Below are 12,245 nucleotides of genomic sequence, written 5' to 3' on the forward strand. Positions count from 1 at the left end.
TGAAAGCCTTTCAGAGAAATCTGAGAGGCTTTTCACTTTAACAACTATTTCCTTATTTCATAGTGCAACTCCACTATCCCGTTTTTGTAAGCCGTCACGTTTTTCACGTGCAACATTTGCTCTTGCCCAATATGATCAAAAAACAGTTTCCCTTCACCTAAAATAATGGGGATGATTGATATCCTTATTTCGTCTGCCAACTTTAAACGAATCAGATCTTTGGCAAGTACAGCTCCCCCTGCCATCCAAACATGCTGGTAGTTGGGTTTTAGTCGTTCATTCACAAGATTATGCAGGTCCCCCGAATAAAATTCAACGTTATGTCCGTCAACCGGCAAATCTCTGTGCGTTAATACAATAACCGGAACATCTCCATAAACCCATCCATAAAGCTTTGAAAGCTTTAGTGCGTGCTCGTATGTATGGGAACCTATCAAATAACAATCTATCGATTTCAGAAACGCCGCAGTATCCTGTTCAGTCAGCGTAATTCCTTTCTCATAGTTGTCAACGGTTTCAAACCAAGAAATGCTATTGTCTTTTTTCGCAATAAATCCGTCAAGACTTGAAACCATGTGAATGGTTAATTTGAAATCATCTTTTCCCATTGTGGTAAGCATTGTTAAAGTTTTGCCGATGCCAAAGCAATATAAATAAAAAACGAGCCACACCAGGATTAAATCTATATTTTGCTTCGTTGCCGATTAGACAGTCATTAGAGGAATCGGTCCCCCTTTTCTGAGAGGTTTTTTGCTTTACGATTTTTACTTCCCGAGATTTTTTGTTTGGGGGATGCTTCTTTGTATTTTGGCGAAACACAATTCAATTTAATGCCTGTAACCTTCAAACATCAAAGTATATTAATCGGACTTATATTCACAATAACTGCTTGTGATTGGGGAAGAACCCCGAGCAGAGAACGGTTTGAAAAGAATTGTCATATTACCTTGCCATCAGATGTACAGGTTTTAAGGGACGAGTATCAGGATATGGGCTCGGATTATGCTATTTACTATACGTTAAAATTTAATCCTGGAGCTTTGAAGACATTTGTTAACAGTATTAAGAAATCAAATTATTACGACGATGTCGTATTCCTGAATAGAACAATTAATAATACTATCCTCAAAGAAAGTAACAATAACAATGGAGTTTGGCGGAAGTCTTTGCAAGGTTACCAATTTTACAAAAAAATAGGAGAAATTGAATTTATAGAGTTTAACATAAATTTAGATACAGCCGCCCGAATAGCTTCATTTGAAGAGGCGGCTAATTAGCCTCGTTTGACTTTCACAAAATTCAGCATTGTGCAGATCCCAAATCTGTTTATATTTAAGTCCCGTATGGAATATCCGGGCTAACAGTCTAAAAGGACAAAATCAACTATGAAGCCTATCTTATTACTATTTTCAATTTTATTATTCGCTAACTCAATTTTCGCGCAAAAAAAAGTCAACTACGGCGTATTGCAAAAGCCAGACGAAAAGGTTTTATACGGGTTTTCGCTAAAATCAAGCAACAAAATAGTGCTTGTTTGTACACAGAAAGATAATAAATATATTGTTTATCGCTTTGGCACAAAAGACAAAGCAGAACTACAATACCCGGCTTTGTTAAATGCAACATCGTGGAAAGTTTTCAGATACGATGGCTATTCAAGAAGTGGCGTTAACAATTCTCCAACCGAAATACATTCCCTGTCTTTTAAAAACAACAACGCAACTTATGAAATAGGTGATAATTGGGACGGTGATGAGAATGAACATAATGCCGAAGTAATTGTTAAATCAAATGGCAAAAAGACAAAGATAGAGGGACTTGCTTCATCAATCGATGGCACACTTGCAACTCTGTTGGAAAAGGACAATCTTATTCACAATTATTATTTGGATGACAATAAGTAATAAATTCGGCTCCTCAACCCGGTAACTAAAACGAATCGATATACTAACAAAAGTCGAAACAAATTATTAAAGCTTTTAAATCCTCAAAAAAGTTCAGATTTGTTCTGCTTCCGCTACCTAGAAAGTCAAACGCCTCAAGTCGAAAAATTTGAGGCGTTTGGCATATTTTGCAGGTAGCTACCTGAAACACAAAAAACGGCCTCGGGCTGGATATTATATAGTTCGTTCCCACGAACCTATCTTCACCCAACCCGTCTTCATATTCCTCTGCAAATAAATCATCACATGTAACATAAGCTATGCATCACAACTCTTAATAATATACTTTTAGCTCATGAACTTTATACGCACTATCACATTCCTGTTATTTGCCCCTCTTTTGGCTCCTCTTTTTTCCAGCGCGCAAAATCTTACGTCAGATAGTATCGACGTGTTTATCAAAAATAAGATGCAGCAGAAACATATACCGGCCTTGCAACTGGCGGTAATACGCAATAATAAAATCATTAAATTAAACAGTTTCGGCATAGCCAATCTTGAAAACAATATCCCGGCTACAGATCACAGCATCTTTTCTATCAATTCAATCACCAAAGCATTTGTGGGTGTCGCCATTATGCAACTGGCAGAAGAAGGTAAACTCAAGACAACCGATCCTATCTCCTTATACCTGGACAGCCTGCCCGTTGCGTGGCAAAAGATAACATTGCAACAGGTATTAACACATACCTCCGGATTGCCGGATATGCTGGATGCCGACGAGCAAATACTGGGCAACGGCATCGAAAAACTGGCCATGCAAAAGGCAAAAGCATTACCCATGGAGTTTAATACGGGCGATAAATTCAGTTATAACCAAACCGGGTACGTACTGCTTGGCCAGATCATTAATAAATTGAGCGGCATGCATTTCACTAAGTTTATTGAAGAAAGGCAATTTAAAGTAGCCGGAATGAATTTAACCAGGTTCGGAGATTCTTATGATGTTGTTCCAAACTCGGCCGGCGCCTATACCATGACTAAATTGGTTAACGGACAATTTATCAGAAACAAAACTCCTGGTGTTGGCTATATACAGTTCCCATTGTTTTACAGAACCGCGGCCGGCATCCAATCTACAGCCGGTGATGTGGGTAACTGGATCATCGCCCTAAAAGAAGGTAAATTACTGAAGAATAAATCAAGTTTAGACACGATGTGGAAACCGGCAATCCTAAATAACGGGCATGTTGGCGGATTTAATAAGCTCACCAATGGCTATGCACTGGGATGGCCAACCGTAACCCGGGATGATCACCCGGCCGTAGGTCCGGTAGGTGGCGGCAGATCTGCATTGTTTATTTACTTAAAAGACGACCTTTCTATCGTTGTACTCACCAACCTAATGGGCGGCAACCCAGATCAGTTTATTGATGAAATAGCCGGTTATTATATCTCCGATATGCATGAAGCCAATGGTTTCGGCTTACCCCCAAGCATTAAAAAATTAAGGACCGGGTTATTAAAACAGGGTTTTGACCACGCAAGCAGCATTGCCGCCGACTTGAAAAAACATGATGCTACATTCAAATTAGAAGAAAATGCCCTGAACGCTTGGGGATACCAGCTACTAAATCAGAAGAAACACACCGAAGCGCTTTCCATTTTTAAACTAAATACAACACTTTACCCTAATAGCGCAAATACTTACGATAGCTATGCAGAGGTATTGGAATTAACGGACAATAAAAAAGACGCCCTGATAAACTACAAAAAATCACTTAAACTAAATCCGGAAAATAAAAGCGCAGCAGAGCGGATAAAAGCACTTTCCGTCAATTAAATATTCACCGTAATCGTGGGCTCTAAACAGTAACGTACTTTGCAGATGCTACAGGAAGCGGTTCAATTTTAATCCCGTTTGAGCACCCTCAAGAAAATGAAAGCCTCAAGTCGAAAGATTTGAGGCTTTTGCGTTTCGGATGCTTTGTAAGTTGGCGTTGCGGTGATAAGCAATGCGGAGATTATTTCAAGTACTCATTAAAAAAATCAATAGTGCGTTTCCAGGCAAGTTCTGCTGCGGCTTTGTCATAACGGGGTGTTGTATCGTTATGGAAGCCATGGTTTACGTTTTCGTAAATAAACGCCTGGTATTTTTTGCCATTCGCTTTTAAGGCCGTTTCATAGGCCGGCCATCCGCCCGTGATGCGGGCATCAAGTGAGGCATACTGCAGCATAAGCGGAGCTTGAATTTTAGGCACATCTTCAGCTGCCGGCTGACTGCCATAAAAGGGCACCGCTGCCGCCAGATCGGGTATGCGTACTGCCATCCTGTTGGCTATACCGCCGCCAAAACAAAATCCAACCACACCAACCTTACCGTTACAATCCGGGTTAATTTTTAGATATTCATAGGCCGCAATAAAATCCTCTTCCATTTCTTTGGGATCTCTTTTACTTTGCATTTCACGGCCCTTGTCATCATTACCAGGGTAGCCGCCCAGGGGTGTCAGCGCGTCGGGCGCCAGTGTAATAAAGCCAGCCAGGGCGGCCCTTCTGGCTACGTCTTCAATATAAGGGTTGAGGCCACGGTTCTCATGAACAACGATGATACCGCCCAGTTTCTTTTTATTATCTTTTGGTTCCGACAGCAAGCCTTTGATAACACCGCCCCCTTTTGGCGAGTCGTACTTGATATATTCCGATTTCAAACGGGGATCATCCGCTTTAATCTGCACGTTTCCCTGGTAATCAGGCATCAGGAAACTCATTAATGCAGGAACGGTTAATGCGCCAACTGCATAAACAGATAGTTTTTGCACAAATTCACGCCGGTCGAGCCGGTTATGTGCATAGTCATCATACAGGTCAAATACTTCCTGCTTAACGTCTTCTTTGTTGATTTGGCTCATAGTTAAAGGTTTTATTCAAATATAATAATTCGCTGCAACCGCCTGTTAACCAAATTGTAACAATCCCGAAGCATGTAAAGTTTTGGCATTACTCATAATAAGGCCGTAGGTCTATTCCTGCTCCGGCTCGAAATCAGGAATAAATGTTATTTTTCAATGAGCTTTATATAGCTTACCCTGATGAAAATAAATGGCTTTTTCAGCCGGTTTAACAGTTTGATTGTGTGTTAAAACCTGTCGCAATACGCCCCCTGAAATGTCCCGAATACCCCTGCCCCGGCAGCAAAAAACCTTTTAATTTTGAAATAGTTAAACAAAATACTATCAAAAACAATTAATGTTTACGAATTTTAACTCTATATCGACACCAAAATTATTAACCTATGTTACCCATCAAACCACACCTCTGGTTCGACCAGGATGCAAAACAAGCCGCTGAATTCTACGCATCATTCATGCCTGATTCAGCCATCAATTATGCCAATCACTTCCCAATGGCCGGCGGCGAATGCGAAGTAGTAGAATTTACTATAGCCGGCCAGTCGTTCTTCGGCATCAGTGCCGGGCATAAGCTGGGCATCAATCCGTCCATTTCCTTTATGATCAATTTTGACCCATCGCGCAATCCGGATGCCGCCCAACATATCGACGAAATTTGGAATAAGCTAATTGAAAAAGGTAAAATAATGATGCCATTGGATAGCTACCCTTTCAGTAAACGTTACGGCTGGGTTGAAGACAAATACGGCGTATCCTGGCAGTTGATCCTGACCAACCCGATAGGCGAGGAAAGGCCTGTGATTGTTCCTTCGCTGCTATTTACAGAACCAATGGCGGGTAAAGCCGATGAAGCAATTGACTTTTACTGCGCCGTGTTTAAAGATGGCAAACGAGGCATCACGGCACCACGCCCGGAGGATATGGGTCCGGATAAAGCAGGTACACTCATGTACGCCGACTATTATCTTGATCAAACCTGGCTGGCCGCTATGGACAGCGCGCATCAGCATGGTTTCCGTTTTAACGATGCGGTGTCATTATTAATACCATGTGAAACCCAGGAAGAGATCGATTACTACTGGTCGGCACTTTCAGCTGATGGCGAAGCCGGGCAATGCGGTTGGTTAAAGGATAAATATGGCGTATCATGGCAGGTGGCTTCTACAGTCATGTTAAATGCACTCAAAAACGGCACTCCAGAACAGATTGCGCGAGTGACAGAAGCTTTTATGACGATGAAGAAAATACACATCGCAACCTTACAGCGGGCCTATGATGGTGAGTGATCAACGAGTGCTGGGTACCCCATGCCTAAAGATTTGAGCCTTTTTTATTTTGAATAGCAAGAGCAGGAATTTTTTGCCTATTATTACGACATGCATCTTCCTGTTGCCTTTCAGATTCTTTTTTTGGTTTTGCCATCATTTTTTAAACCGGAGAAATCTGATTTAATAACCAACGCTAAACATCACAAAACGAGTAACATTCTTAAAACACGTAAACACGCTCATGTACATTACAGATCAGCAAACGCAGATACTGCCATTTCAACCGAGGGCACAACACCTGATGAATTAGTAACTTTTGCTAAAACACTTAAAGGGATAAGGTATCGGTTTGGCTCCACCAATCCCGAAAAAGGTTTTGATTGCTCGGGTTTTGTTAATTATGTTTTTAACCATTTCGGGATAGCCATTCCAAGGAGTTCTACGGATTTTACTTCGTTTAGGGGGCTAACCGACTTAAAAGATGCCAAATTTGGAGATCTGATACTTTTTACCGGCACCAAAAAACACACCAAAAGGGCGGGGCATATAGGCATCATTGTATCCTTACCTGGTGAGCCCTTAAGTTTTATACATTCCACATCGGGTGCGGCCAATGGTGTTACGGAAACTGCCTTAAACGATTATTACCTGGGGCGTTATATTAAAACGATAAGAATATTTTCTGAAAATAACGATAAGCCCATCGATAATACAGAGCTGGAAACGGAATCCCGTTAATAGCCTACTGTGTACACAAGTTTGTTAGCATGGCTTTGATTTGGCTAAAGCCACCCGATCCCTTTATTTATCCGCCCCATAAATGGGACGGCAATGAATTAAACCGCTGTTTGCCTTCATTGCCGTTGGTTTCAACCAACGGATAGAAAGCATATACAAGCATGACTTTAGCCTAAATAATCAGCATTTCAGGACAAATGCAATGTTAATTATTATACCGGTCGAGTGAAAAGATGTGTAGACATAGTAGATTAATAACCGGAAAGGCGTTGTTGCTTACAGGCAGGATAAAAACTAAAAAGCCTCGTTCAACCCCAAAAAGAACCCTTTAGATCCATATTTACCATAAGCGTAATCAAGACACAAGTTGGTACGTGTGGCTTTATTAAACAGCACGCGCAAGCCACCGCCACCACCGGGCTGCCATTTCTGAAACAGCTTTGTGCCAAATTCATCATTGGCGGTTTGCAGGTTAAAGAAGGTAACTCCACTAACAAACTTGTTGCTTAAAATTGGGAAACGATACTCCACTTCGGAGTAGTTGTATTTTGTACCCTTAAAGTAGCCCACCGTATACCCACGGCCGCTTCGAAAACCTGCGTCTTTAGCTGTGCCGGGCAGTTCCAGGTATGGTATATTACCGCTGATTAAATAAGATCCCCAGTTCCAAAACGCGATAACATGCTCCGGATTTTCGGATGAAAGGCTAAAGTATTTTCTGAAATCGGTAGTAAATTGTACCGCACTTTTTGAGCTGCCCATCCAGGTTTGATTGACGCGAAATCCAGCATCGGCATATATTCCTTTATAAGCCCTGTTTTGATTATCGCGCGTGGTATATTGTACATTAAAAAGCAAACCATTTGCCATATAATGATCACGGGCAAAGCCATGCCGGTCGCTATACACATTGTAAGGAGTTAAGTTTGCAGTATCCCTGGCATTGATTTTTCTTCTGACATCAAATGCTACGCCGGCACCTACAAAAAGTTTTTTTTCAACTTCCTTATATACCTTTTCCCTAAGGGTATAAAATTGAGAATGGAGCGCATGAGGTTTACGCCCTGCATCTATCAACGCCTGATCGGCCGCGCTCCCGCCAACTGCTGCCTGGCCTATGCCCAATCCATAATCGGGCGTAACGGTCTTTGCCGCAACCAGGTTACCCTGAAAATTCCACTTATTACCGGGCGTATATATGTTATGGTTGATGTAAAAGTATATAATCCCTTTTGTAGTATATGAAGCTGATGTTGCCGCGACAGACAAGAGCGTATTCGGGTCATTCCCTAACTTTTTGCCTGCAACCGCCTTAATCCCCAATTGAAAGCCAATACTGGGATTGGCGGCAATATTAGGTATAATGGTGATACCCGACCTTTTGTGAAGTGAATCGGGTTTCTTATTTGGGGTAAAAATATTACTGATCAAATCTGCGACGTCATACTGCTTGGAAATGGTATTTGCCTGCTTTTGAAATTTTATAGAGTCGGCACGTTTGGAATTTGCCTTGGCGGTATCAACAGGACCGGTTACCTGGCTATAGGCAGAGCCTTGTATACCTGTAAACAATAGCAATAATAATACCTTAAATACTAAATAAAACCGGCCTCTTCTTTCTTTATACTGCACTTTTGGAATCTTTAATATTAATATTTCAATTATTTTTATGTGTATTGTAATAAGGCAAGGTCAAGCTTTAAACTTTAAAACTCTTTAAATGTTTTAGTTTTAAGCTTACTGCCACATCCTCAGGCTGATGGTTACCTCAACCTTAGGGTATGTTTATTAAAAAACAGATCTTTGATTATTTAATGCGCCAATGCCAAAATTTATCATACATTTGCAACCCCAACAAAATAGAGTGCGGGATGGAGCAGTTGGTAGCTCGTCGGGCTCATAACCCGAAGGTCGTAGGTTCGAGTCCTGCTCCCGCTACAAGTTAAAAGCCTCAAGTCGAAAGATTTGAGGCTTTTTGCGTTTAGGTTATTTTGTAGATTAGTGGTGGGGTAAAATAACTGACCACAGGTTGAATTTAAGCCGAGAGAAAGTGGCTATAATCGATCACTTTATCTCCTTTTGATTTCCTTGGATAACCTGCAATAGTTCAATTTTTCTAAATTTGAGTATCTGTCCATTAAATGAAACACACAGCATTCCTGGCTTTTATACTATGTATAACAGCTTGTCTCAATTCTTCTAAAGATAAACCGACGAGTTTGTATAGGCAAAGAATTGCCAATAGTAAATACGTAATTTATGAATTTACTTATCCCGCAAGTTTCGTAACAAGTTCAGATTTCAGTGGTTTGGCAGTCTTGGATTCAAACGAGGTGTTTTCAAAAGACAAAATCCTACCGTTACCATCATACTATTTTGAGAACAAGCCAACGAGTAAGCAACTTAAAATGATTGATATTACCGATGGACCCAATCCAAGTACGGCGGCAGATACTTTTTTAGCGCCTGCAAAAAAATATAGAATAAACAATAATGGGTTTAATATTGACGTAACTGAATATAAACAAACTTATGGGAGCGCGACAAGCAGCACGGGACTAATGGAATATAGTTTTGAATTGTTTAAAGAGACAACAGACAGCTTAATTTTTTACAAGGTAAAGAAGAGGTTTGGCGGCAAAGATTTCCCAACTACAGTTTCGTTTTTAAAAGGAAACATAAAAATTATTGAATCAGCAGGTAAGCAAATTGATTATATCGAAATTAATCGGGCAATCATTACCCGTGGGCCGATTTATAAACCAACAAAGCCATTTGAATTAGTAGTTAATCAGCCAATTACTGGCTTCGCAACATATTATTTTTATCCAACTAAAAATTTAAGTTCAACACGCTTTACAGACTTTGGAATTTTTAAACAGATATGATAATATCTAAATAAAAATGCAGCCCTAAAGAACTGCATTTTACCTGGCGGAGCCGGAAGGAATCCGAACCATCAATATCCTTTTACCAAATACAGGCATAATCCTTCCCACATCCTCCCCCTGCACCTATAAACCCCCTTCTAATTTCAAACCCCAATCTCCATAATAAAGATTATTTATTTATGAGCGTAGAGTGAATATGTGATTATAGATTTTCTTAAATTTGAGTTATAGCCAATCCTATTAACCTCCCAATTAACCTATAAATTAAGTATGGAAAACAATACAGATCACACTACCAAGTTAGCTGACCTTAATGATCCAGGCAGTGCAGCTAAATGCCCTTTTTTAAATGGAGCCTTAAAGCAAAGCGCAGGCGAGGGCACAAGGAATCGCGACTGGTGGCCTAATCAGTTAAAATTGAATATCCTGCGTCAAAATTCTTCGCTATCCAATCCGATGGGCGAGGGATTCAATTATGCCGAAGAATTTAAGAGCCTGGATTTGGATGCCCTGAAAAAAGACATCTTTGATTTAATGACCAATTCGCAGGAATGGTGGCCGGCAGATTATGGGCATTACGGGCCGTTCTTCATCCGTATGGCCTGGCACAGCGCGGGCACTTACCGTGTTTCTGATGGTCGTGGCGGTGGGGGCTTTGGCACTCAACGCTTTGCACCGCTCAACAGCTGGCCCGACAATGCGAACCTTGATAAGGCACGTTTGCTGCTTTGGCCGATAAAACAAAAATATGGCAAAAAACTTTCATGGGCAGATTTGATGATCCTCACCGGAAACTGTGCCCTCGAATCGATGGACTTTAAACCCTTCGGTTTCGGCGGCGGACGTGTGGACGTTTGGGAACCCGCAGAAGATGTTTATTGGGGTTCTGAAAAGGAATGGTTAGGCGATAGCCGATACACCGCCGACAGGGAACTGGAGAACCCGCTTGGCGCAGTCCAGATGGGACTTATTTACGTGAATCCGGAAGGCCCTAACGGAAACCCCGATCCGCTTGCATCCGCGCGTGACATTCGAGAAACTTTTGGCCGTATGGCTATGAATGATGAAGAAACTGTCGCGCTTATTGCCGGCGGACATACTTTTGGTAAAACTCATGGCGCTGCCGATCCGGGCAAATATGTTGCTCACGAACCAGCCGCCGCAGGTATTGAGGAGCAAGGCTTAGGCTGGAAAAACTCATTTGGCACAGGTAATGCCGGTGATACCATTACAAGCGGTATTGAAGGCGCGTGGACCACTACACCAACAAAGTGGAGCAATAACTATTTTGAGAACCTCTTCGGTTACGAATGGGAGCTTACAAAAGGCTCGGGAGGCGCACATCAGTGGAAACCTAAAGGTGACGCTGGCGCTGACTCAATACCCGATGCCCATGATCCGGCAAAGCGCCATGCGCCGTTTATGCTGACAACAGACATTGCCCTAAAAGTAGATCCTGCTTACGAAAAAGTTGCCAGGCACTTTTACGAAAATCCCGGGGAATTTGCAGACGCATTTTCCCGTGCATGGTTTAAGTTGACGCACCGTGATATGGGGCCACGGGTCCGCTACCTGGGTAAGGAAGTACCCGCAGAAGAACTGATCTGGCAGGATCCTATCCCGGCCATTACTCATCAATTGATTGATGATAGTGATATCGCTGCATTGAAAGGTAAAATACTTGAAACAGGATTAACCGTTTCTGAACTGGTATCTACTGCATGGGCGTCGGCATCAACATTCCGGGGCTCCGATAAACGTGGCGGCGCTAATGGCGCACGCATTCGGCTTGCACCACAAAAAGATTGGGAAGTAAATAACCCTGCTCAACTGGCAAAAGTTTTGGCAGCACTGGAGAACATTCAAAAAGATTTCAACAGTGCCCAATCCGGCGGTAAAAACGTTTCACTTGCCGACCTGATTGTTTTGGGTGGATGTGCAGCCATTGAGAAGGCGGCAAAGAATGCCGGTCAGGATATAATAGTTCCTTTTACACCCGGACGCGCCGATGCGTCACAAGAGCAAACGGATGTGGAATCATTCGGAGTACTCGAACCCACTGCAGATGGTTTCCGCAATTATCTGAAACCTCTACACACCAGCGCAGCTGAGGCCATGCTGGTTGACAAGGCACAGCTGTTAACACTCACCGCACCCGAAATGACGGCTCTGATTGGCGGCATGCGAGTTCTCAACACCAACTTTGACCACGCTCAGCACGGTGTGTTTACTAAACAACCGGAAGCCCTTACAAACGACTTTTTTGTGAACCTGCTTGATTTGTCTACCGTATGGAAGGCTACTTCAGATGCTCAGAAAGTGTTTGCAGGCTCTGATCGTGCTACAGGTGAAATAAAATGGACTGGTACCCGTGTTGATCTTATCTTCGGTTCCAACTCCGAGCTTAGGGCAATTGCCGAAGTATATGCCTGCGAGGATGCCAAAGAAAAGTTTGTGCAGGATTTCGTGGCTGTATGGAGTAAGGTCATGAACCTTGACCGTTTCGACCTGGCCTGATTTCAGCCAAATATTGTTTAATATAAAGAGGTGGCC

The 12,245-nt window shown here is 42.2% G+C and carries 10 protein-coding genes and 1 tRNA gene; 8 read left to right on the top strand and 3 right to left on the bottom strand.

What is annotated here, in order from left to right; genetic code table 11:
- Positions 1-44 precede the first annotated feature (44 nt).
- Complete coding sequence (locus AC1D0K_RS17090) at positions 45-608, bottom strand: dihydrofolate reductase family protein (RefSeq protein WP_477391181.1); 564 nt, start codon at positions 606-608, stop codon at positions 45-47.
- A 222-nt stretch (positions 609-830) separates the two neighbouring features.
- Between AC1D0K_RS17090 and AC1D0K_RS17095 the strand changes: the two genes are divergently transcribed.
- The 3 genes from AC1D0K_RS17095 to AC1D0K_RS17105 all read left to right on the top strand — a co-directional run bounded on the left by AC1D0K_RS17095 (position 831) and on the right by AC1D0K_RS17105 (position 3,726).
- Entirely contained in the window at positions 831-1,277 is a 447-nt protein-coding gene (locus AC1D0K_RS17095; protein ID WP_477441257.1) for a hypothetical protein, read from the top strand.
- Positions 1,278-1,385: 108 nt separating this feature from the next.
- Complete coding sequence (locus AC1D0K_RS17100; RefSeq protein ID WP_477391185.1) at positions 1,386-1,904, top strand: hypothetical protein; 519 nt, start codon at positions 1,386-1,388, stop codon at positions 1,902-1,904.
- Between the two features lie 334 nt (positions 1,905-2,238).
- Positions 2,239-3,726 (top strand): serine hydrolase, encoded by a 1,488-nt coding sequence (locus tag AC1D0K_RS17105; RefSeq protein WP_477391187.1) that lies wholly within the window; start codon positions 2,239-2,241, stop codon positions 3,724-3,726.
- Between the two features lie 181 nt (positions 3,727-3,907).
- Here the strand turns inward: AC1D0K_RS17105 and AC1D0K_RS17110 are convergent, their stop codons facing one another.
- Positions 3,908-4,795 (bottom strand): dienelactone hydrolase family protein, encoded by an 888-nt coding sequence (locus AC1D0K_RS17110; RefSeq protein WP_477391189.1) that lies wholly within the window; start codon positions 4,793-4,795, stop codon positions 3,908-3,910.
- Positions 4,796-5,178: 383 nt separating this feature from the next.
- Between AC1D0K_RS17110 and AC1D0K_RS17115 the strand changes: the two genes are divergently transcribed.
- Together AC1D0K_RS17115 and AC1D0K_RS17120 are read left to right on the top strand one after the other, a co-directional pair.
- The gene (locus AC1D0K_RS17115; protein WP_477441259.1) at positions 5,179-6,081 is read left to right on the top strand and encodes a VOC family protein; all 903 of its coding nucleotides are present in this window, start codon (positions 5,179-5,181) and stop codon (positions 6,079-6,081) included.
- 129 nt (positions 6,082-6,210) lie between these two features.
- Complete coding sequence (locus AC1D0K_RS17120; RefSeq protein ID WP_477391193.1) at positions 6,211-6,801, top strand: C40 family peptidase; 591 nt, start codon at positions 6,211-6,213, stop codon at positions 6,799-6,801.
- A gap of 294 nt (positions 6,802-7,095) precedes the next feature.
- Here AC1D0K_RS17120 and AC1D0K_RS17125 read toward each other — a convergent pair whose 3' ends face one another.
- Positions 7,096-8,433 (bottom strand): BamA/TamA family outer membrane protein, encoded by a 1,338-nt coding sequence (locus AC1D0K_RS17125; protein ID WP_477391195.1) that lies wholly within the window; start codon positions 8,431-8,433, stop codon positions 7,096-7,098.
- 233 nt (positions 8,434-8,666) lie between these two features.
- On the opposite strand from AC1D0K_RS17125, the gene AC1D0K_RS17130 reads away from it, so the two are divergent.
- From AC1D0K_RS17130 to katG, 3 genes are all read left to right on the top strand, one after another.
- Positions 8,667-8,739: transfer RNA gene (locus AC1D0K_RS17130), tRNA-Met, on the top strand.
- 203 nt (positions 8,740-8,942) lie between these two features.
- On the top strand, positions 8,943-9,689 hold the full coding sequence (locus AC1D0K_RS17135) for a hypothetical protein (protein WP_477391197.1): 747 nt from the start codon (positions 8,943-8,945) through the stop codon (positions 9,687-9,689).
- Between the two features lie 273 nt (positions 9,690-9,962).
- Entirely contained in the window at positions 9,963-12,209 is a 2,247-nt protein-coding gene (gene katG / locus AC1D0K_RS17140) for a catalase/peroxidase HPI (protein ID WP_477391199.1), read from the top strand.
- The last annotated feature ends 36 nt before the right edge of the window (positions 12,210-12,245 follow it).

Source organism: Mucilaginibacter sp. P1_A3 (assembly GCF_056406855.1).